This window comes from Brevibacillus porteri (assembly GCF_003013475.1).
GTDB lineage: Bacteria > Bacillota > Bacilli > Brevibacillales > Brevibacillaceae > Brevibacillus > Brevibacillus porteri.
This window is the reverse complement of sequence record NZ_PXZO01000045.1, coordinates 13,388-33,362: the sequence shown is the minus strand read 5'-3', so window position 1 is coordinate 33,362 and position 19,975 is coordinate 13,388. Positions and strand designations below refer to the sequence as shown.

Annotated in this window: 22 protein-coding genes and 1 riboswitch; of the genes, 8 read left to right on the top strand and 14 right to left on the bottom strand. The window is 46.9% G+C overall.

Features of this window, described 5'->3' with window-relative positions:
• Positions 1–12: 12 nt before the first annotated feature.
• Positions 13–1,368, bottom strand: coding sequence for an acetyl-CoA carboxylase biotin carboxylase subunit (locus C7R92_RS22295; RefSeq protein WP_106835683.1), 1,356 nt, complete (start codon positions 1,366–1,368; stop codon positions 13–15).
• 276 nt (positions 1,369–1,644) lie between these two features.
• Between C7R92_RS22295 and C7R92_RS22290 the strand changes: the two genes are divergently transcribed.
• A complete protein-coding gene (locus tag C7R92_RS22290) occupies positions 1,645–2,112 on the top strand; it encodes an N-acetyltransferase (RefSeq protein ID WP_007723302.1) in 468 nt (155 codons plus the stop codon).
• Between the two features lie 92 nt (positions 2,113–2,204).
• On the opposite strand, the gene C7R92_RS22285 is transcribed toward C7R92_RS22290, so the two are convergent.
• The 3 genes from C7R92_RS22285 to C7R92_RS22275 all read right to left on the bottom strand — a co-directional run bounded on the left by C7R92_RS22285 (position 2,205) and on the right by C7R92_RS22275 (position 4,212).
• On the bottom strand, positions 2,205–2,846 hold the full coding sequence (locus tag C7R92_RS22285; RefSeq protein WP_106835682.1) for an RsfA family transcriptional regulator: 642 nt from the start codon (positions 2,844–2,846) through the stop codon (positions 2,205–2,207).
• Positions 2,847–2,980: 134 nt separating this feature from the next.
• Positions 2,981–3,748: an enoyl-CoA hydratase/isomerase family protein gene (locus C7R92_RS22280; protein WP_106835681.1), complete on the bottom strand. Its 768-nt coding sequence runs from the start codon at positions 3,746–3,748 to the stop codon at positions 2,981–2,983.
• An 86-nt stretch (positions 3,749–3,834) separates the two neighbouring features.
• On the bottom strand, positions 3,835–4,212 hold the full coding sequence (locus C7R92_RS22275; RefSeq protein ID WP_016740704.1) for a Spx/MgsR family RNA polymerase-binding regulatory protein: 378 nt from the start codon (positions 4,210–4,212) through the stop codon (positions 3,835–3,837).
• A 459-nt stretch (positions 4,213–4,671) separates the two neighbouring features.
• Between C7R92_RS22275 and C7R92_RS22265 the strand changes: the two genes are divergently transcribed.
• Together C7R92_RS22265 and C7R92_RS22260 are read left to right on the top strand one after the other, a co-directional pair.
• Entirely contained in the window at positions 4,672–5,370 is a 699-nt protein-coding gene (locus C7R92_RS22265; protein ID WP_106835680.1) for a helix-turn-helix transcriptional regulator, read from the top strand.
• A gap of 137 nt (positions 5,371–5,507) precedes the next feature.
• A complete protein-coding gene (locus C7R92_RS22260) occupies positions 5,508–5,774 on the top strand; it encodes a DUF2626 domain-containing protein (protein ID WP_017249582.1) in 267 nt (88 codons plus the stop codon).
• Positions 5,775–5,823: 49 nt separating this feature from the next.
• Here C7R92_RS22260 and C7R92_RS22255 read toward each other — a convergent pair whose 3' ends face one another.
• Complete coding sequence (locus C7R92_RS22255; RefSeq protein WP_106835679.1) at positions 5,824–6,921, bottom strand: class I SAM-dependent methyltransferase; 1,098 nt, start codon at positions 6,919–6,921, stop codon at positions 5,824–5,826.
• 93 nt (positions 6,922–7,014) lie between these two features.
• Here C7R92_RS22255 and C7R92_RS22250 point away from each other — a divergent pair, with 93 nt between their 5' ends.
• A complete protein-coding gene (locus C7R92_RS22250) occupies positions 7,015–8,088 on the top strand; it encodes a hypothetical protein (protein WP_017249584.1) in 1,074 nt (357 codons plus the stop codon).
• Positions 8,089–8,101: 13 nt separating this feature from the next.
• Here the strand turns inward: C7R92_RS22250 and C7R92_RS22245 are convergent, their stop codons facing one another.
• Positions 8,102–9,358: a CapA family protein gene (locus C7R92_RS22245; RefSeq protein ID WP_017249585.1), complete on the bottom strand. Its 1,257-nt coding sequence runs from the start codon at positions 9,356–9,358 to the stop codon at positions 8,102–8,104.
• 95 nt (positions 9,359–9,453) lie between these two features.
• A complete protein-coding gene (locus tag C7R92_RS22240) occupies positions 9,454–10,101 on the bottom strand; it encodes an MBL fold metallo-hydrolase (protein ID WP_106835678.1) in 648 nt (215 codons plus the stop codon).
• 63 nt (positions 10,102–10,164) lie between these two features.
• Here C7R92_RS22240 and C7R92_RS22235 point away from each other — a divergent pair, with 63 nt between their 5' ends.
• Positions 10,165–10,665 (top strand): hypothetical protein, encoded by a 501-nt coding sequence (locus C7R92_RS22235; RefSeq protein ID WP_106835677.1) that lies wholly within the window; start codon positions 10,165–10,167, stop codon positions 10,663–10,665.
• A 53-nt stretch (positions 10,666–10,718) separates the two neighbouring features.
• Here C7R92_RS22235 and C7R92_RS22230 read toward each other — a convergent pair whose 3' ends face one another.
• The gene (locus C7R92_RS22230) at positions 10,719–11,258 is read right to left on the bottom strand and encodes a hypothetical protein (protein WP_106835676.1); all 540 of its coding nucleotides are present in this window, start codon (positions 11,256–11,258) and stop codon (positions 10,719–10,721) included.
• 82 nt (positions 11,259–11,340) lie between these two features.
• On the bottom strand, positions 11,341–11,787 hold the full coding sequence (locus C7R92_RS22225) for a hypothetical protein (protein WP_106835675.1): 447 nt from the start codon (positions 11,785–11,787) through the stop codon (positions 11,341–11,343).
• Between the two features lie 137 nt (positions 11,788–11,924).
• Between C7R92_RS22225 and C7R92_RS22220 the strand changes: the two genes are divergently transcribed.
• Positions 11,925–12,401 (top strand): DinB family protein, encoded by a 477-nt coding sequence (locus C7R92_RS22220; protein WP_106835674.1) that lies wholly within the window; start codon positions 11,925–11,927, stop codon positions 12,399–12,401.
• Between the two features lie 335 nt (positions 12,402–12,736).
• Here the strand turns inward: C7R92_RS22220 and C7R92_RS22215 are convergent, their stop codons facing one another.
• Positions 12,737–14,071 carry a PhoH family protein gene (locus C7R92_RS22215; protein ID WP_069849661.1) on the bottom strand — a complete coding sequence of 445 codons (1,335 nt, stop codon included), beginning with the start codon at positions 14,069–14,071 and terminating at the stop codon, positions 12,737–12,739.
• 202 nt (positions 14,072–14,273) lie between these two features.
• Between C7R92_RS22215 and C7R92_RS22210 the strand changes: the two genes are divergently transcribed.
• Complete coding sequence (locus C7R92_RS22210; protein WP_106835673.1) at positions 14,274–14,879, top strand: YhcN/YlaJ family sporulation lipoprotein; 606 nt, start codon at positions 14,274–14,276, stop codon at positions 14,877–14,879.
• Positions 14,880–14,903: 24 nt separating this feature from the next.
• On the opposite strand, the gene C7R92_RS22205 is transcribed toward C7R92_RS22210, so the two are convergent.
• The 3 genes from C7R92_RS22205 to C7R92_RS22195 all read right to left on the bottom strand — a co-directional run bounded on the left by C7R92_RS22205 (position 14,904) and on the right by C7R92_RS22195 (position 17,998).
• Positions 14,904–16,091 carry a trans-sulfuration enzyme family protein gene (locus C7R92_RS22205; protein WP_106835672.1) on the bottom strand — a complete coding sequence of 396 codons (1,188 nt, stop codon included), beginning with the start codon at positions 16,089–16,091 and terminating at the stop codon, positions 14,904–14,906.
• Complete coding sequence (locus C7R92_RS22200; protein WP_106835671.1) at positions 16,088–17,251, bottom strand: aminotransferase class I/II-fold pyridoxal phosphate-dependent enzyme; 1,164 nt, start codon at positions 17,249–17,251, stop codon at positions 16,088–16,090. Before C7R92_RS22200 ends, C7R92_RS22205 begins: the two co-directional genes overlap by 4 nt.
• Before the next feature lie 94 nt (positions 17,252–17,345).
• Positions 17,346–17,465, bottom strand: a riboswitch (SAM riboswitch).
• A 74-nt stretch (positions 17,466–17,539) separates the two neighbouring features.
• Positions 17,540–17,998 (bottom strand): pyridoxamine 5'-phosphate oxidase family protein, encoded by a 459-nt coding sequence (locus C7R92_RS22195; protein WP_017249595.1) that lies wholly within the window; start codon positions 17,996–17,998, stop codon positions 17,540–17,542.
• Positions 17,999–18,135: 137 nt separating this feature from the next.
• Between C7R92_RS22195 and C7R92_RS22190 the strand changes: the two genes are divergently transcribed.
• A complete protein-coding gene (locus C7R92_RS22190; RefSeq protein ID WP_007723262.1) occupies positions 18,136–18,477 on the top strand; it encodes a DUF5665 domain-containing protein in 342 nt (113 codons plus the stop codon).
• Positions 18,478–18,486: 9 nt separating this feature from the next.
• On the opposite strand, the gene C7R92_RS22185 is transcribed toward C7R92_RS22190, so the two are convergent.
• The gene (locus C7R92_RS22185) at positions 18,487–19,878 is read right to left on the bottom strand and encodes a hypothetical protein (RefSeq protein ID WP_106835670.1); all 1,392 of its coding nucleotides are present in this window, start codon (positions 19,876–19,878) and stop codon (positions 18,487–18,489) included.
• Positions 19,879–19,975: the final 97 nt, after the last annotated feature.

Here is a 19,975-nt window from a genome sequence, read left to right as displayed (position 1 = left end):
ATTTTTATTAGCTTAGCGTTTTTCCTTGCTTGATGCCGCTCCACGCTCAGTAACGAACCATGTCGTATAGTTACCTGCTCGGAATTGGTCGTCCTGTAATACTTCTTGCAAAAACGGAATGTTCGTTTTAATGCCAGTAATCAGAAAATGATCCATGGCCTTCTGCGCCTGTTGCACAGCCTCTTGTCTTGTCGCCCCAGATACAATGACCTTTGCAATCATCGGGTCGTAAAAAGGAGTCACCTGTGTACCTGTCTCTACCCCATCATCAATTCGTACATGTTCAAATGCAGGTGGCTGGTATAACGTAATCGTCCCTGGCGATGGAAGGAAGGTGACAGGGTCTTCCGCATAGACACGCAGCTCAATCGCGTGGCGCAGAGCCTTGACGTCCTCTTGCTCGATCGACAACGGGTGACCATCGGCAATGTCCAGTTGGAGCGATACGAGGTCAATGCCCGTCATTTCTTCCGTCACGGGATGCTCCACTTGCAAGCGTGTATTCATTTCCAAGAAGTAAAAGTTTTTCTGTTCATCTACGATAAATTCAACTGTTCCAACACCCGAATAGCTCACTGCTTTCGCGGCTGTAACCGCTGCATCGCACAGAAGCTCTCTCGTTGCTATGTCCAAAAAGGGCGAAGGGCTTTCTTCGAGTACCTTTTGATGTCTGCGCTGTATAGAGCATTCCCGTTCTAATAAGTGGATGACGTTTCCATGCTGATCGGCAACGACCTGCACTTCGATGTGGCGCGGACGTTCCACGTACTTCTCCATGTACATCGCATCGTTACCAAAATACGCTTTTGCACGACCTTTCGCCGATTGGTAGGCTTGACGCAGCTCAGCCTCGTCTCGACAAATGTGCATCCCGATTCCTCCGCCGCCAGCACTGGCCTTTAGCATCACAGGATATCCGATGGACATCGCGATGACAGCTGCTTCATCTGGTGAATCGATAGCCTGTTCGCACCCTGGAACGACTGGTACTCCCGCAGTCTCCATAATATGACGAGCAGTCAGCTTGTCACCCATTTGACCGATGACCTCCGGGGTTGGACCAATGAAAAGAAGACCTTCCTCCAGAACACGGCGGGCAAAAGCTTCATTTTCTGACAAAAGACCGTATCCCGGATGAATGGCATCGGCACCGGTGCTTTTCGCTGCTCCAAGAATGGCTTCTACGTTCAGGTAGCTGTGTGGCACAGGCGGTGGACCAATATGGACTGACTCATCTGCTTCACGAACAAACGGCAGATCCTTGTCTGCATCCGAATAGACAGCAACCGTAGCCACTCCTCTTGCCTTGCATGTACGGATAATTCGTCTGGCAATCTCACCACGGTTTGCGATTAATACCTTGCGCATGGCAACGCTCCCCTCTTTGACAAACCGACTACAACCGTAAGCGCTTCCAAATTGTTTGCCTGGTTTGTATCATGTGATCCTACTTTCTATTTTGCCACGAGAATGATCATAGTTCTAGGATGAAATTTTAAATTTTTCCAAGGAAGCGAAATCATTTCCTGACAATCCCTCCAATAAAAAAAGAAAAACACTTCGGAAAAGCCCATCATCGTGTATAATAAAGGGGCGGGGCCAAAAGGTGGCCAAGGCAAAGAGCTGTGAGAGGAGTGGCTAACCATGTTTGAAGTAAGACGTTTGCAAATCAACTATAAGACACTGGAGGAATTCCAGAAGTTTCGCGAATTTGGCCTGGAGGAGCTTTCTATGAAGGAAGACCTGGAGGCGAACATCGTGGAAAACGATTCGGAATCTCCATTTTACGGTATTTATGACAACGATCTTATGGTAGCACGTATGAGCCTCTACAAAATTGACGGGAAATACGACCGTTACTTCCAACCTGCGCAAGACTATTATGAGCTGTGGAAGCTCGAAGTCCTGCCTGACTACCGTCACAAAGACTACGGAACTGCTTTGGTCAACCACGCGAAGAGCTTTGGAGCTCCTATTAAAACCAACTCACGCTGTCGCGCAGACGATTTTTGGTTGAAAATGGGCTTCACGCCTGTGAAATACAACCTCATGCGTGATCGTGGTGAAAACCCGTACGTATGGTTGCCAGAGAGCGTAGAGCTGCAAGACTAGCTCTCCCTTTCCCAACATGAATGACAAATGAATGCGCAAACAAAAAGAAGCGGATCAATGCCCGCTTCTTTTTTCATCCCTAATTTCTACGCTTATTTTTCTACGCGCTCCAAATTTCCGTTTTCATCCATTTTGAAGATCGCTTTGTTGGAATCCTCTTCCTGTAAAAAAGCAAGCTTGCGTGCACGTTCCATGATCTGTACCAACGCACGGTAGTCATCATTGACCCCCTGAACCTGATCCAGTTCTTTTCTAGCGCGTTCGTGGGCTTCTTTCAATTCTTTTAACTCCAACTCTTTTCCTTCCAACTCTTGTTCCAATTGTCGCAAACGACGAGTCATTTCTTTTTGATTGACGAGCATGCGAATGGCTGCTTCAATCTGCTGCTCCTCTACATCCGCGTACTTTTGTACCTCTGCTACTGGTGTTTCAGATCGTTTTGTGTGCAACGCGACGACCTCGACCTCAGCCACCACAGGGGGCGGTGCTTGAATCCTCCCGAGCTTTTTCAGCTGCTGTCTTTGGCTTTTCGCAATCGAAATAGCCGCATCGTACCGTTTGCGTACGCAACTGTTCCAGCGGAAGCCGCACGCAGCTGCTGTCCTTCCTAACCTTTGACCCACTTCTTCAAATGCAGCAAGCTGTGTGCCGCCTTCGCGTATGTGGCGCAAGGTGACTTCCGCCAGCACTAGATCGTCATCTTCGGTCCATGCGTCTTGTCTGGAAGCTACCATATGAGTCCCTCCCGTTACCTTTAAAAAGGATGATGTAATTCATCCTATGCTTTTCCCTACTCTTGTAGAATCGCTTTCTACTAGAAAAAGTATGTCCAAGCAAATAAATGTTTAAACGAAATGGACTACATCGATCAGGACGTTGGGCGCTTAGTCAGGAAGCTTTCCACTACCGCGACGTGTTCAGGGCTACCCCAAAGATGCGCACATTGACTCACTTCGCGCCGGATTCGTTCTTCTTGCGAAATGCCCATACGCTTCCACTGCAAAATCTTCATGTACGCCTCAATGCCAGCTAGCGGCTGGGCAGCGATTTTTCGAGCGAAACGATATACTTCCTCATGCAGCTTCTCTTCTGTGTATACCTCGTCAACAAAACCATAGGACTTAGCTTCCTCTGCACGCAATCTGTCACCAGTCAACAGAAGAGCGAGTGCTTTTGACTCTGGCAACAAGTCCAACAGCCGACTTCCTCCACCCCAGCCTGTCGTAATATGCATGCTGATTTGTACAAACCCGAAGGTCGCTCGGTCACTGGCAAAACGAAAATGACACGCGCCCGCAAACTCACAGCCACCTCCGACCGCTGCACCGTTAATCATGGCAATCACCGGTTTGGAATTCTGATCAATGGCGGACAAAAGCCCTGTCACTTTACTGAGCAAAGGATGCGCCTGTTCATAACCGCGCGCTGCAATAAACTGATTCAAATCGCCTCCGGAAACAAAGCTTCTGCCTGTCCCCGTCACAATCAGAACCTTTACCTCTGGATCGGCTTGGCAGTCTCGCAAGACCTGATGCAGTTCATCAACCAACTCCACGCTAATGGCATTATGTACATGCGGTCGATTTAATGTGATTGTGGCGATACCGTCCTGTTTTTGCAAAAGCAAGGTCTCCATAAGAACTCCCACCTTTTATCAGCTTGTGGCTTTATTTTACCTTTCGATGGACAAACAAAAAAGAGGAGGTCTTTACCCCCTCTTTATTAGGACAACAGATTTTTCATGGCGGAAGAATTGAATCCGACGATCAGGTTTTCACCGTCAGTCAGGATCGGACGCTTCAAAAGCTGAGGCTCTTCACTAAGCATTTCGAGCAGTTCCTTCACTGACATATCATTAATATCGACATCCAGGTTTTTAAAACGCTGACTTCTCGTCGACAAGATTTCATCCAAGCCATTTGAAGTCATTTTAATAATATCAAGCAGTTCTTCTGCTGTCGGTGGATTTTTGAACAAGTGACGCTCTTCGTAATTCACTCCGTTTTCTGCCAGCCATGCCTTCGCTTTGCGACAGGATGTGCAGCTAGGATAAGTGAAAAACGTTAATTTTTGTGTTTGTGTACGTTCAGCAACGGCCATTGGTTACCCCTCCATCTCATCTATCACGTATGATTTCATCTATAAAAGTCTTACGATTTGCAGTTCGTGTTGGTTCAAGTTCTTACAAAAGGTTAGCCAATAAAATTTCCTTCCTTACTTTGGATTTTAATGCTTGATTAACACTATGTCAATAGTAGTTAATCTAAAAACTAGACGAAAATTTATGCGATATGCTGTTGTAGCACACTGCTACCTTAACAAGTAACACAAAATGGGATACACTTATGAAGATTGTTCAAAAAGTCGTCTTTTGATCACGAAGGAGCCCTGAAAGCTTGGACAACATCGAAAGAGGCGTTCACCTTCAAAGTCCGGTGCTCATGTAGGTCCCCTACACTCCGCTCCTCCTTTTTCAGATTCTCACCACTTTCTCGGTGCTGAAAAGACGACTTTTTGAATTTGATCTTATGGAGATTGTTTTGAGAAAGGGGTATCGGCATGGACCACGATGCGCAAAAGTTAACCAGTGCTTTAGCTGACCCCACCCGTTTTTCCATTTACCAATTTGTCGCCTACAGTAAAGATCCCATCACGGTTCAGGATATAGCTGATCACTTCTCTATCCACCCTAATGTGGCACGCTTGCACTTGACGAAGTTGGAGGACGTGAATTTACTCACTGCTGTTACAGACAAAAGTGGTAAGGGAGGACGTCCCAGTCGGTTGTACTCACTGTCTGAACAGGTTGTGAGTCTGCAATTCCCTCCTCGTGACTATCAGCTGTTAGCCGATATCGCGATTGAAAGCCTGCTCTCGCTCGGCGAAGCTGGCGAAGCCGCTCTAATTAAAATGGGACATCGCATTGGAACTGAGATGGCAAAACGGGCGGTTGTCCAAAGCGGACTCAATTTAGAAATAGCCTCTATGGAAGAAAAATTGGACCTGATCCATCGGATTGTCGTGGCTCAGGGATTGAAACCAGACATCGAAGCAATGGATGAGGGAAAGCTGCGTTTTCGCGTAAATAATTGCACCTTCTCTGACAGCGCAAAAAAATATCCGAATGCCGTATGCCAGATGCACAACGCTCTGTTGATGGGAATATTCGAAACGTACTTGGGGAACATTGAATTACGTGAGGATGATTCCAAAATTCGCGGATGCCAATCCTGCAACTATACGCTGATTCAGTATTAGCACCGCAAGTCCAGTCTTTCCTCCCCGGGTGACAACAATCCGTCATACCTTTATCGTTTACACGTGTTCACCTGTCCTATATAATGGGGGAGGAATCTTGTAAATCTTACCGATCGAGGCAAAAAGGGGGGACAAAAATGGATCGTATGTATCGCGTTCTTGGTTTCTGGACCATCGTGATCGCGTTGATGGCGTTTTGGGCAGAATTGTACCCGATGGCGCTCATCTTCTTCAGTTTGACTGCATTCTTCGTAGCGTTGAGCTACATGAATCTGACTGAACGAGTATACCTAAACATTTTCTTCGGCTTCATGTTCCTGTCTTTTGTTGGATTCACGTATTACACGTTCTTCGTGATGCCTGTAGGACCACAAGAACACGCTTTTCTACAATTGATCATGTAAGAAAAAAGATGCTCGCCATGAGCATCTTTTTTTATGTTTTCCTCTTCTTTTACTCCCAGGTGCCTTTCTCTTGGACCATGACCCAAAAACGCCCACCTAAGCCAGCAGGATCAATCAACTGCTGGATCGCCCGATTCCGTTTCATCGCAACGCTCGTGAAAGGGTCTGTATCCATATGCGCGACCGCTTTATGAAGCAAGCCATTCCGCATCAAAAACCGATCCTGTCTCATATAGTCTATTTCCCGTAAACCAACCTTTTCTCCATACTCTTGCCACGCAGAAAAATTCACATGTGTCGTCAAGTCTTGTTCGCCTATGTTGATATACGGATTCGTATGAGCCTGATGACGATGGTAGCACATCAATGTTCCGTTTTTTCGACTAGGATGGTAAAGTTCTTCTTGCAGATCACCGTAATCAATCGTGATGACGAACCCTTTTTTCAATAGGCTGGAAACTTCTTGTGCGGTTTGCTCCATCGCCATATTTATCTCGATCCGCATGCCGATTGGCAGCTTCAAGTTCAGCTCGTGCAAATATTCCCCAAGCGCTGGTGTCATATCCCCCAGACACTCTTCCAACCCATCCTCGCCAACTCGCACCCATACTTCCTGCCAGCCGGATCTGGTTTTCTCCACCATATGTACTGGAAATGCGTCCAGCCATTCATTCGAGAAAATAACCCCTTCTATTTTTTCATGCTTGGCAGCTTCATTCACAGAAGAATACCAGCGCTTTGGACCCTCGTGCCACTGGAGCGCCTCCTGCTGCATTTTCCGGTGATAAGGACTCGCCTCTATCAAAATGATCGTCAGCTCTTTGTATACCTCTGGCTTGCTCTCACGGATGTGCTCCAGCATGTGTCGGCAAACAGCCCCGGTGCCACCACCGATCTCAACGAGCACAGGCGAAGTAATATCCGCCTTCTCCCACAATGCCAAGATTGCATCTGCGATTGTTTCCGCAAAGACAGGATGCACCGATGCACTTGTATAAAAATCTCCCGCTTTGCCTACTTTGGGTTGTTCGACCATATAATATCCATAAGTGTCATGATAGAGGGCCAACTCCATAAAGCGCGCGAACGTAATCGCTTTCCCTGGTTGGCTTGCTATTTCCTCGCGAATCAGTTCGATCATCGTCATAAGCTCTTCTCCTGCTATCCAAATTCAACTAGATAAGGCTATAATACGAAAAGAAGCATACAATATGGAAAGGCAAAAGCAAAAGGTGAAATCATGCGCAAATTTCTTCTCGTCTTGTTCCTACTTGTATGTCCACTGACGGTATTCGCCCAGGAAGAGCCCTCTACTCCTTTGGAGCAGCTCATCCTGCAGCAGCATTTTACACAAAAAGAGCTGGAGCGAACCCTCACCTTACTCAAGGAAGAAGAGACGCGGACATACGGGGAAATCGCTCAAATGGATCTCGATTTGCAACGACAAAAGCTGGTGATGGAAGCGACACAACGCCGGGCTGGTGAGGTAGCGCGGGCCTATTACATGGGCGAGCGTACTAATCTTCTGACGTTACTATTAAATGCGGAAAATTTCAATCAGTTCTTATTGATGTACGACTTCTACGAGATCTTGTACGAGCGTGACATGTCTCGACTAGAGTCCTATCATACTGAGCGCACCAAGCTCACTGCGATGCAAACCGACAAAAAGAATCGATTGGACCAACTTCAAACGCTGCGAAAAAAATACGAGCTTCAATTAGCAGAAATGCTCGCTGTTGCCGCTGAAAAAGAAAAAAACGTACAAAAACTGGATAATCCGACAGTTGTGGAATCCATGATGAATCACTTGATTTTAGACTGGGAAAAACGTGGTTTGCCCGCATTCCAGACCTTCTTCGGAATGCTCGCGCAGGTTATGGTTCAAGTTCCCGAGTTGGCGACGCCGGATCGAATTCAGTCGGAAGGTCTCCTCAAGCATACACTAACCATCAACCAGACTGACTTCAACAATTTTCTGATAGAGAAAGACGCCTTGTTTAAACAATCCCATTTCGCCTTTGAGGATAACAAGCTGACCGTGGAAGGCACGTATGATCAGATGGAGCTAAAGCTCGTTGGTAACTATGAGCTCGTCTCACCTACCCATCTCAAATTCCACATTACCGAGCTGTACTTTGACGGCTTTGCCTTGCCTCAATCGACCGTGGAGGAAATGGAGGAAGCGTACGATCTCGGATTTTATCCGGAGCTGATCTCCCCCAACATCCAAGTGCAAGGCATCACGCTGATGGACGAAGAATTAAAACTTCAGCTACAATTCAATCTTCCATTTGGATTCGGAAAGAAGTAAAGCCAGCTATTTATTAGCTGGCTTTTTTCTTGGAGACAACCTTATTGACATGAACCGGCATTTCCTTCTGCAATTGTGTCATGTACTGGATCGCTTCTTTCGTCAGCGTAGGGTATTTCTGCCCCTGCTTCAGCTTCTCCAATGTTTCTGACACCGGGTAAATGACATAGTTGCGCTTATTATTTTTCCGATAAAAATGAACGTAGGTCGGAATCATTTCAGCACTTTCGATGCTGGCCTCTCCTGACTCATTCTTGTACAGCACAAGCTTCAGGATTGCGCCAACATCCTTGTAGTCCCAACGCTGCGCAGAGATGAAATTGCCCAACGAATAGGCGATCAGTCCTTTGTGTTGACGTCCATCTTCGAGGGTAACCGTCTTCCATTCATAAGGTTGTACCACATGTGGATGCGCCCCCAAAATCAAATCCGCTCCAAATGTTAGAGCTTGCTCGGCGGTCTTGATTTGTTCAGGACTAGGCATGCGTTGATACTCATTTCCGAAATGAAGCGCCACTGCAACCAGATCGGCTCCTTTTTCTCTTGCCCGTGCGATGTCTTTTTTCATCAGCGCAGGCGAAATCAGATTGACCAGATACGGCTTGCCTTCTGGAATCGCGATTCCATTCGTTCCGTACGTATACGATAGCAAGGCTAATGTGAATCCGTCCTTGGTCAACAACAAGGGCTCATCTCGATCCTCGGGACTGGCAAACGTTCCCGTGTGCGGAAGACCGGCTTCATCGAGATATTTGATGGTTTGCAGAACCCCTTGTTCTTTGCGGTCCATCGAATGGTTATTCGCTGTCGATACCGCAGTAAATCCAATTTCCTTCAACGAATGTGCAAGCGACTCAGGAGAATTAAACATCGGATAGCCTGAGTATTTGGCCTTGCTACCGCTCATCGTTGTCTCAAGATTGCCGATGACCCAGTCTGCCTCGCGGAACATCGGGATGACATTCGGGAAGAATCGTTGAAAATCATAGCTTTTCGTCGCTGGGTCCCAGACGGCATCCAACTGCTCCTGATGCATCATGATATCCCCAACTGCAAGAAGGGAGATACGCTGTTCCGGAAATCTTGATGGCAAAGTCGGAGGTTGTGTCTCCTGATGATTGGGCGCTGTCTGCGGTGGTGTTGCGGGATCAGGCGCTTTCACGTTGGGAGCTTGGTTGGTCTTATCTGCTTGGGCGATGGGTGCTGCACACCCAACCAGACTCGTGCAGGCGATAACGAGAATGAGTGCCCATTTCCATGTTCGCTTCATAATGAATAGCTCCTTTAGTAAATGGTGACCCCCTTCCTTTTCTCCACCACCTGACAAAATCCTCTCCCATATTTTATAAAGAATGATGAAGTGACTTAGCGAAGCATGCCTGTGACAAACGGATTGTACGTTTTCTCGTAGTCGATCGTCGTCTTCGGTCCATGTCCTGGATACACAATGGTTTCATCATCAAGCTCAAATAGCTTGTCTTGGATACTGATCATCAGCGTTTCGTAATCTCCTCCAAAGAGATCCGTACGCCCGATGCTTTGGTTAAACAGAACGTCGCCACCGAAGCAGTGCTGGCCAATGACAAATGAACAGCTGCCTGGTGAATGCCCTGGCGTATGCAGCACCTGAATGTGAAAACCTGCCAGTTCCAGAGTCTGACCATCCTCCAGTTCGTGCTCGGCCCGCTCACATACGATGAGTTCAGGCAGATTCCAGCGTCGAGATCCGTTGAGATCAGGGTTTGTGAGCCATTCCTGCTCCAGTGGATGAATGTAAACCGGTGCTTTTGTCAATTCTCTTACTTGGTTGAGACCACCAATATGATCCAAGTGGGCATGCGTCAAAAGAATGGCAACGACGTTTTTATTTGCGAGAGCGTGAAGCAACTGATCAGGCTCCATGCCCGGGTCAATCACAATGGTTTGGTTGGTATCTGTGTTTGTCACCACATACGCATTGGTTTGAAATGCTCCCAACGCATAGGATTCAATGGCAAGATTTTGATTCGTCATAGGAAACCTCCTTGATTTTTTGATACGATAGAAAAAACACGCTTGCAAACATGGGGGTATGACATGCGCCATATGTACGGAATTGAACTGAAAGTACCAGCCGGGAAGCTCCCTGGCTTCTATGCTCAAGTCATACATAAAATCGGAGATTATGTCAATGTCTTTGATCGGGACAAACTGCTTTTTATTATAGAGAATCAAACCGAACTGGAGAAGCTGGAAACCATTTTGGAGAAGTCCAACATGTTAGGCGATACCTTTTCCCTATTGCTGCTCCCGTCAGCAACCACAATCGATCAACTCGATGATATCGGTTTTGTCTCTCAAAATGAACATTTGTATGTATATGCAGATCAAGTTGCCATCGTAACGCTCGGGGATCCATCCCACTCAGAAGATCAGTGGGCTGCTACGGAGCAACTCCGTGAGCACATTCTAGGCGTGATACCCGAAAATACACAACAATCCGAAGCCTACCTGATCGATCAAAGCTTGATTCCACTGGCAGAGGGAATCGCGAAGGCTTATCAAGTGAAGCTCGTTTGGCACCATCCGACTAAATAAATCCTTTACACGCAAAAAAGGGAGTTCCTCATAAGCGAACTCCCTTCTCCTTTTTACGATGATTTACGATCAAATCGGAACCACGCTACTTGATTGTCCACAAGTCCAAAATTAGCGGTATATTTACTGCCCTCATATACCACTTCTTGTTCGCCTTTTCCTTTTCCGTACAGCTTCTCTAGCTGTTCAGCACTGTCAAACATGGCGAGTCCTCGGTATGTTTTGAATTTTTGCCCGTCCTCACGCGGAACTCCTCCCAGCATGATTGATGTCAATTCACCTTTGTGGACTTTGATCATCATCTGGGTCTGATCAACCAGCAGCATCCCCATCACAGCATCTCCCGCACCCTGCGACATCTGCTCTACCGTGTAACTTTGCCTTGTCACCATATCCATAAAATCAGCTTGTGTCGGCTTCAAAATATCCATCGCTTCTTTTATGTTCTGCCCGAGATACATGCCGTTTACTCCGTATTCCTTTTGATTTTCAGGGTCAAATCTAGCAGTTGGTTCCGACTGAGCCGAACACGCCGCCAAGACAACAACTGTTAATACCCAAAACGCAGTCATTCGCAAGCATTTCCACATCATTCACCTGTGCCCACCTTTGCTACCACTCTTTTGGTTATCTTAGCTTATCCGGCAAGCATCGGGCAACCATAGGGAGACGAGCTTATTCTCGTGTTCCGCTGACTTTGCGGCGCGGTCGATTAGGCGGCAGATTATTGTCCACCGATTGTTTGAAGCTCTCTAGTATTTTGAGGAGTGATGCGAAAAAAGGTGAGCCAAACACCGCTACAATTCCCCACATCCAAGTTCCTAGCTGCCACGAATTTTTTACATAAGCGGATTCAGCACCAGTTAAAATGAGAGCCGGGTCCAGACCAAGCATGCCAAAAATGACACCAGCAGCCAATACGGAAATAAGCAGATTGAAAAAGCGTTTGTAGTGCATCAGTCTAGCAGCGTGATACTGATCCTCCCAGCAATTTTCTTTCGCCTCATAGTCCGTCGCCAAAAAGGGAACGACTGATTTAAAAGCTTCCGTGACACCTGCTGCCGCGCTGGACACCGCTGTTATATAAATCAAAAAAGAAATAGATGAATCCAACGTAACCATCATGCTTCCCCCCTTTGTACATATGTATGGAGATGGAGGGACAACTTGCAAATTTTTTACAGTTTGTATATTTCCCCTTTTCTGTTTATACGGTAACATGTTGGTGCATGTAAATATGAGGAAGGGCAGGGATTGCTATGCAGGACTTTTCTTTTGTATGGAATCAGTACGACTTGATTCGCGGAATGTTTTTGGCTAGATTGACGGAAATAACCGAGGAAGAAGCAGACGTGGTTCCAGATGGCTTTAAAAACAACATTCGCTGGAATATTGGTCATCTTCTCCTGACACAAGATTACTTGCTCTTCGGACCAGAAGGAATGAAATGTCCTCCGTATTACGCAGCCATGTTTGCTCCAGGAACCAAGCCTGCTGATTGGCAAAAAGAAGGACCTTCCCTCGAGACCTTAGCTGCAGAGCTAAAAGAACAACATGTGCGTATTAAAGAAGAATTGCATTCCCGATTGAATGATCCATTGCCAAAACCGTTTCAGCTAGGAGACAAAGGCACTATGCATACTTATGGGGAAATGATGGTCTTCACTCTTTTCCATGAAGGGATGCACATCGGATATATTTCGTCATTGCAAACAGCGATCGCAGCTGCTAAATAAGGAAAATCGGACAAAAACGCGGGAATTTATTATCCGCGTTTTTCTTTTTGCCTCCGAATCTGCAAAAAATGAAAACCGCTCCAATGAGGAGCGGTCCTTGTCGAGCCCGAATTGCTTATGGGGTTCTACCGGTTATTCTCTTTGGCTCTTCAACCTCCATCGTAGAGAAAAGTAGCTAAAGGAATCGGTTAATCTCCATACGACTTTCGTCGATTGCTTGATCATGATTATCCACGGATCTTCGCCTCCTGCAAGGCATTTCGCCGTTTACTTACATGAATCATCGGGCTCGACAAAAATAGTATGACCTTCTCGCTGTTTTTCATACATCCTCTTTACAATAAATCTGCGGCCAGCTGTGCAAGCACACTCCGTTCGCCTTTTTCCAACTGGATATGTCCAGCCAGCTTTTGGTCTTTAAATACTTCTACCACGTAGGTTAAACCGTTGTTGCTCTCATCCAAGTATGGATGATCAATCTGCTCAGGATCACCCATTAGCACAATTTTCGAGCCGTCCCCTACCCTCGTCAGGATCGTCTTCACTTCATGTTTTGTCAAGTTTTGGGCTTCATCAATGATAATAAATTGTTCGGGGATGGAGCGCCCACGAATATACGTCAAAGCTTCCACCTGCAAACTACCCATGCCTGCCAAAATTTTATCCAGATCACCTGGGCGCTTTGTGTTAAACAAATATTCCAAATTATCATAAATCGGTTGCATCCACGGTCGAAGCTTTTCTTCTTTTTCGCCGGGCAAATAACCGATGTCTTTTCCAAGCGGAACGATAGGTCTTGCCACTAACAGTTTTTTGTATTTTTGCTGGTCCTCGATTTGCAGCAGGCCCGCTGCTAATGCCAGCAAGGTTTTTCCTGTACCGGCCTTACCGGTCATGGTTACTAAAGGAATATCATCTCGTAGCAGCAATTCGGTTGCCATCCGTTGCTGCACGTTACGGGCTCGGATGCCCCAAATCGGATCATCATCTGACACAAGCATTTCTAACGTTTTTCCGTCCGGGTCGACCTTTCCAATCGCTGAAATAGATGGGTTGCATTCGTCCTTCAGCACTAAAAATTGATGAGGGTAAAAGCGATAGCGTGGAAAACAGGAGGCCAGCTGCAGTTTTCTTGTCGCGTAGTAGTTCTTGATGATATCGGACGCTACCATCATTTTCTGATACCCCGGGTAAATACTGGAGAACTCCCCCACAACTCGATCCGAAAGAAAATCCTCTGCGGAAATATTCAATGCATCAGCCTTGACTCTCATGAGAGCATCCTTACTTACCAAAATGACCGGTCTTGGCTGTGGTTTTCCGTTTTCCTCCTCCTGTAAGTTTAGTGCGACCGCCAAAATGCGGTTGTCATTACTCATTTCTGTGAATTGTTTCTGAAGGCGGTGGAAAGAGGAATGATTCAGTTCCACCCGAAACAACCCGCCTGTTTCGAGAGTAATGCCAGTGTGCAATTGCCCCAGCTCACGAAAACTGTCAAAGAGCCGAGATACGTACCGAGCATTGCGGCCAATTTCATCCATGTACCGCTTTTTGGAATCGATTTCTTCTAATACGACAGCTGGTATGACTATTTCGTTGTCAGCGAAAGAAAACATCGCCCTTGGATCTTGCAGGAGTACGTTGGTGTCCAGTACGTAGATTTTCTTCAAAATCTCGCCTCCTATTCCCCTTCTTATATACCCTATGCAATTTTTGGAGGGATGCTCAAGTGCGGCGACGTGATGTACTACAGTCTATGTTCAGGCAGACAGAGATAGACGACCCATTGGCAGAATGAAAATGGGCAGCCCGGAACAAAATACTTGTAACCCTGCCCTCCTCACGAAGGAAGGCAATACTGGGAAAGGGAGAATGCCTGTGAAACGGATCATGATCTGCTGCTTCGGTTTTAGCTTGTTGCTTACAGCATGCATGTCGGGCAATAATCCACCGGCGAATCAGGCTGAACAACAGCCCAAGCATGCCACTCATACACAACGCGTTCAACAAACAGCTCCTGAGCCTGCTTATAATCAATCTTCCCAAGCCACTGCCGATCGTCTCGTTCAATTGGCAACACGTGTGAAAAGGGTACAGAACGCCACTGCAATGGTCTTGGGCAAATATGCTGTTGTCGGTATTACAGTAGATCCGAATCTGGATCGCCCCGAGGTTGGCGTCATTAAGTATACGGTTGCGGAAGCACTGAAGGAAGATCCTCAAGGGGCGAATGCTGTCGTAACCGCTGACCCTGCCATCGTACAGCGATTACGGGAAATGGGAGATGATATTCGTCGCGGCCATCCTGTTGCCGGTATTACGGAAGAGTTGGCGGATATCGTAGGTCGGATCATTCCCCAACTGCCGCGCAGTGTGCAGCCTCGCGAAGAAACACCTTCTCAAGTAAAAGAAAAACGCATGCACAAAGAGCCGCAAGGACAAAACAAAATCAACGCAAATCGTACAGGAACCCCTTAAAAGAAAAAGAGGTATCCCCCGGATTTAAGCCCGGGAGAATACCTCTTTTTCTTTATGGACTGGTGCTTCAGATGGCAAATGATCCAAAGCTTGCTTCAAATCTGCCACCAAGTCATCGAAATCCTCTAAGCCGGCTGACAACCTGATCAAGCCATCTGTGATTCCCCTTGCAGCTCTTTCCTCAGCAGGCATCGCTGCATGTGACATCGTAGCTGGGTACGAGAGAATCGTTTCCACTGCCCCGAGGCTGACAGCCACAATCGGCAATTTTACGCGATCAAACAATGCTTTTGCTCGCTCCCGACTCCCTACATCAAAAGAAAGAACTGCCCCATGACCAGTCGCTTGTTGTGTTTGAATCAGATGACCGGGATGATCCTCCAGTCCTGTATAGTAAACGCGGCTTATTTGTGGATGCGATGACAACCAGTCGGCCAAGCTCGCGGCTGTTTTCGTGCTGACATCCAGTCGGGCTTTCAATGTTTTGAGCCCACGCATCACCAGCCAGCAGTCCTGCACACCCAGAATCGCTCCCATGCCATTCTGGATAAAGTAGAGCTGCTCCCCTAACGCAGCCTCCCTGGTAACGGCCAGGCCTGCCACGACGTCGCTATGCCCTCCAATAAACTTCGTTGCACTATGAATGACCACATCTGCGCCAAGTTCTAATGGCCGCTGGTAATACGGGGTAAGGAACGTATTATCGACAATGATGAGCAAGCCGTGCTCCTTCGCGATACGAGAAACCGCTGCAATATCTGTCACCTTTAAGGTGGGATTGGAGGGGGTCTCCAGGTAAATCCCTTTCGTTGCCGATGTAATGGCCGCACGAACGGAATCTGTATCTGTTGCATCCACGAACGTAACGGAGATGCCCATTCTCGATAATACCTTGGTCAAAAACCGAAACGTGCCACCGTATACATCTTCCGCCACTACAACATGGTCTCCAGCTGAAAACAGCATAAATACGCTGGAAATGGCAGCCATGCCAGATGAGAACGCGAAACCGCGTGCGCCTCCCTCCAGAGACGCAATAGCTTCCTCTAAAGCATGCCTGGTCGGATTGCCTGATCTGGCATAATCGAATGTACCTGGCTGATCGATATCAGCCTGATGAAACGTCGAAGCTTGATAAATCGGAACCGACGACGCACCTGTGAACGGGTCAATGCAAGTCGAACCGTGGAGGATCTTGGTTGCAAAATTCATCGTACACTCCCCCCTACGACCAAACTAGCATTCAATGCCTGAAACAAATCGGCTACGACATCATCTGGATGCTCGATGCCAACCGACAGTCGCAACAATCGATCACAAACACCGACATGCTCTCTGACTTCTTGCGGGATATCGGCGTGAGTCTGCGTCGCCGGATACGTACACAATGACTCGACACCACCCAGACTTTCCGCAAAGGACACGATTTGCAGATTTTGCAGGAACAATCCCACCTGTTCTGCATCGTGTACGCGGAACGATACCATCCCACTATGCCCAGTCGCTTGATTCACCTGGATCTCATGCCCCGGATGCTCTGGCAGACCTGGATAAAATACCTCCGCCACTGCCGGATGCTCACGCAGCTTTTTCGCTACAATCAAGGCATTGGATTGATGACGATCCATCCGCAATGCCAATGTTTTCATCCCGCGAACGAGAAGCCAGCAATCTTGTGGTCCAAGTACAGCACCGATTGAATTGTGCAAAAACCGGATTTTTTCCGACAACTCTCCCCCTTTTGTTACGATGAGTCCAGCCAGTACATCGTTATGTCCTGCCAAATACTTGGTTGCACTATGTAGAACGATATCTGCACCAAGCTCCAATGGGCGTTGACAATACGGGGTTAAGAATGTGTTGTCTACAATCGTAAGGAGACCATGCTGTTTCGCCAATTGCGTTACTGCTCGAATATCGGTAATCTGCATGAGCGGATTGGTAGGTGTCTCGACGAAGATCGCCTTTGTCTCAGGGCGAATCGTATTTTTGAGTGCACCAATGTCACGCAAATCCACATACGAAAACGTCAGACCATAGCGAGAGAGCACTTGCTCGAACAATCGATAGGTTCCCCCGTACAGATCGAGTGAAACGATCAGATGATCCCCTTGGGAAAACAAGCCCATGACGGTATGAACAGCAGCCATTCCTGAGGCGCAAGCGAAACCTGCATCTCCTGATTCCGCTTCAGCGATGGTCTCCTCCAAAATAGTGCGAGTAGGATTAGCTGTGCGTGTATAATCGTATCCAGTGCTCTGGCCCAAGGCCGGATGGCGATAAGCCGTAGCAAAGTAAACAGGAAAGCTCACCGCCCCTGTTTTTTCATCTCTGCCTACTCCCGCCTGAATCAATTTCGTTTCCAAATTCATGTCTGTTTCTCTCCCTCCAATAGTGTACGAGGGCATCAAAAAAGCCCTCTTTCCTCTGAAAGAAGGCTTTGTTTACGTCACCGTAAGCAAATCCTTCTCATCTTTCAGAGTTTGATAACTCTGCAGGAATTAGCACCATTATCTCCCTGTTAAAATACAGGTGATTGGTTGCCGGGCATCATCGGGCCAGTCCCTCCGCCGCTCTGGATAAGAAGATTGCTATTCAATTTGATTGACCCTAATACTAAAGGATCGGCAGGATTCTTGTCAACAATTTATTTCCACCCGTTAATTTGCATCTTTCAAGGCGGTCATCACTTGATTGTCCAGCTTCGCTGCCGCGTTTTTGTCATACGTCTTTTCATATTGTGGTTCTACGGAAATACGGGAACCGTAAAACATAATATCACGAACAGCCTCAATTTTGATTTCTGCCATGGCCAGCTTGAGCGGAACGCCTTCCAGTCGGTCTGTTTTGACGGAAGCACGACCATTTATGGCGAAAGACGAGCCGGCACCGATCAAATGCAAGACAACTTGCGGTTCCTTCGCAATATTAGCCAAAATACGTGAGCGATTATCCACGGCAAAACGAATCGTATCGGCGCTGACAGCATACGTCCAGGACAAGGAGCTGAGCGATGGTGCCCCTGACTCATGGTCTACTGTGCCCAAGGTAACAAAACGCTCCTTTTGCAAGAGCTTGAATAAATCTTCGGAAAGAGATTGGGAAACAGTTTCAGCCATTTCAAAGCCTCCTAACAAACGTTTTGTACGTTCATTTTACCCTTCACCTAGCTGATAGGCAAACGTTTCCTCTTCACCTTGATTCTGGTTGTCTTTTTCCCTAGACTGGTAGTAACGATACGGAATGATGGAAGGGGATGGACAGCTTGTCGCCTACAGACCGCCTCATGCAGCAAATTGATCAAGTCCTTGAAGAGCTTCAGGAAGTTCGGAAGGTAAATGAGCGGATGCATAAAATTGCGATGTTCTTGGAAGATATCCGACTAGCAGATGTGATCCAAAATTACACAGCCCCGCGCAAGCTGCTCTGGATCAATTTCCTCGCAGGTCTTGCCCGGGGTCTGGGGTTGACGATTGGTACTGCTATCGTTTTGGCTTTCCTCGGCTCCCTCTTGACACAATTTCTTTCCATCCCCATTCTGGGGGATTACATCAGACAATTGGTGGAGTACGTCGAGACTTACAAGCAGCGGCCTTAACGCTAGAGACTAGTCTCTGTCGTCGTCATGATCATCATCGTCGTCCTGGTCATCATCGTCATCATGATGTTTGTCGTGCTTTTTCCAATAGCCATACGCGTTGCCGTTGGGATGCTTATCTTTCTTCTTCCCTTTTTCTTTTTTCTTTTTGTCATCCTCATCGTCTTTATCCTCATCTGTTGGCTTCACAGGCTCGACAATGACTTTTGTGCTTAATGCAACGTCAGCTTTCTTAACCAGCTTATCATCTTCATACAATGCGAATTGAATTGTTTTGGCACTAAAGGAATGATTCTTATACGACAATGTCAGCGAAAACTCGCCTTTGTCATTTGGCTTAATCTCTTTTTTCTTCCCGTCAGGAGCGATCACATACAATTCAGTGTCGTCCTTTTTATTCCAGCCGCTTACTGTCCCCTTCACTTGAATGGACTTGGCGGCAGGATTGTTTACAGCAGTCGCCTTAATGGCATATACGATCGCTTGATCCTTGTCAGGAGCGTTAACGATTTCTACCTGAACGGATTCGGAATCAACCTTCTTGCCATCCTCGTAAATCTCGATCAAGGCTTTTTGATCTTTTGCTGCTTGTACATCCTTTACTGAAACTGTGAAGCTGCCTACGCCGTCCCACAGCTTCTTCACGTTTGCGTCTTTTTTCACGCCATTATAGGTGACAGTTACTTTGTCTGCCCCTTGCTTGACAATTCCTTTTACTTTTAATTCCTTTTTCTTCGCATCCAATACAGACATAGTATGGATGATCATTTCCTTATCTTCTTCTGCTTTTGGTACGATCTTTACTTTTTCGCTATCGACCAGCTTGCTGCCTTCATAGGCACTCACAGTTACATACGGTTCATAGGATGCATCTGGAGCTTCAAAGCTGACCGTAAAAGAGTGCTCCTTGGTCGGAACGACTTCAATAATGTCGGAATTCGGCTTTTTCACAACCACCTTGGTGACATCCGAAGTCACAATCCCCTTTATGTACACCTTGTTATTTTCAGTCTTAGCATTTACACTCACGATTTCTTCATGATTGTCTGTCAAGCGCACTTCCAGCCAAATATCGCTGTAGTACTCGTTGTAAATGCGCTCCCACTCCGCTTTGTTTTCTTCCATATAGGTTTGCAGTTTCGTATTCAAGTTGATTTCTTCTACAATGATGTACAAGTGATCCGCTTGATTCTTCAAGAGCATGTTCAACGTGGTTGGATCATTTTGGGCAAGTTCTTTCAGATTGTAGCGCGTTACTTGTTTCCCTTCGTCATTCATGACTACCTTTGTGGCACTTGGACTAGCAATCGAGCTTGCATCGGCAAAAATTGGCGTCAAACAGCCAAGAATACCTGCAGCTGTCACCACTGCTAATACGGGCTTGGTCATGTACTTTTTCAATGGTAGTTCCCCCTTCTAGTCTGGCAAAATCCCCCTGGTTGCTTGAGGCATGAATATTGACGGGAAATCATTTTCAAAAGTTGCATCCTCCAAGAAA

Excerpts from the sequence above, each read along its gene's own strand:
- C7R92_RS22295 (WP_106835683.1), bottom strand. The coding sequence starts at position 1,368 with ATGCGCAAGGTATTAATCGCAAACCGTGGTGAGATTGCCAGACGAATT.
- C7R92_RS22290 (WP_007723302.1), top strand. The coding sequence starts at position 1,645 with ATGTTTGAAGTAAGACGTTTGCAAATCAACTATAAGACACTGGAGGAA.
- C7R92_RS22285 (WP_106835682.1), bottom strand. The coding sequence starts at position 2,846 with ATGGTAGCTTCCAGACAAGACGCATGGACCGAAGATGACGATCTAGTG.
- C7R92_RS22280 (WP_106835681.1), bottom strand. The coding sequence starts at position 3,748 with ATGGAGACCTTGCTTTTGCAAAAACAGGACGGTATCGCCACAATCACA.
- C7R92_RS22275 (WP_016740704.1), bottom strand. The coding sequence starts at position 4,212 with ATGGCCGTTGCTGAACGTACACAAACACAAAAATTAACGTTTTTCACT.
- C7R92_RS22265 (WP_106835680.1), top strand. The coding sequence starts at position 4,672 with ATGGACCACGATGCGCAAAAGTTAACCAGTGCTTTAGCTGACCCCACC.
- C7R92_RS22260 (WP_017249582.1), top strand. The coding sequence starts at position 5,508 with ATGGATCGTATGTATCGCGTTCTTGGTTTCTGGACCATCGTGATCGCG.
- C7R92_RS22255 (WP_106835679.1), bottom strand. The coding sequence starts at position 6,921 with ATGACGATGATCGAACTGATTCGCGAGGAAATAGCAAGCCAACCAGGG.
- C7R92_RS22250 (WP_017249584.1), top strand. The coding sequence starts at position 7,015 with ATGCGCAAATTTCTTCTCGTCTTGTTCCTACTTGTATGTCCACTGACG.
- C7R92_RS22245 (WP_017249585.1), bottom strand. The coding sequence starts at position 9,358 with ATGAAGCGAACATGGAAATGGGCACTCATTCTCGTTATCGCCTGCACG.
- C7R92_RS22240 (WP_106835678.1), bottom strand. The coding sequence starts at position 10,101 with ATGACGAATCAAAATCTTGCCATTGAATCCTATGCGTTGGGAGCATTT.
- C7R92_RS22235 (WP_106835677.1), top strand. The coding sequence starts at position 10,165 with ATGCGCCATATGTACGGAATTGAACTGAAAGTACCAGCCGGGAAGCTC.
- C7R92_RS22230 (WP_106835676.1), bottom strand. The coding sequence starts at position 11,258 with ATGATGTGGAAATGCTTGCGAATGACTGCGTTTTGGGTATTAACAGTT.
- C7R92_RS22225 (WP_106835675.1), bottom strand. The coding sequence starts at position 11,787 with ATGGTTACGTTGGATTCATCTATTTCTTTTTTGATTTATATAACAGCG.
- C7R92_RS22220 (WP_106835674.1), top strand. The coding sequence starts at position 11,925 with ATGCAGGACTTTTCTTTTGTATGGAATCAGTACGACTTGATTCGCGGA.
- C7R92_RS22210 (WP_106835673.1), top strand. The coding sequence starts at position 14,274 with ATGCCTGTGAAACGGATCATGATCTGCTGCTTCGGTTTTAGCTTGTTG.
- C7R92_RS22205 (WP_106835672.1), bottom strand. The coding sequence starts at position 16,091 with ATGAATTTTGCAACCAAGATCCTCCACGGTTCGACTTGCATTGACCCG.
- C7R92_RS22200 (WP_106835671.1), bottom strand. The coding sequence starts at position 17,251 with ATGAATTTGGAAACGAAATTGATTCAGGCGGGAGTAGGCAGAGATGAA.
- C7R92_RS22195 (WP_017249595.1), bottom strand. The coding sequence starts at position 17,998 with ATGGCTGAAACTGTTTCCCAATCTCTTTCCGAAGATTTATTCAAGCTC.
- C7R92_RS22190 (WP_007723262.1), top strand. The coding sequence starts at position 18,136 with ATGGACAGCTTGTCGCCTACAGACCGCCTCATGCAGCAAATTGATCAA.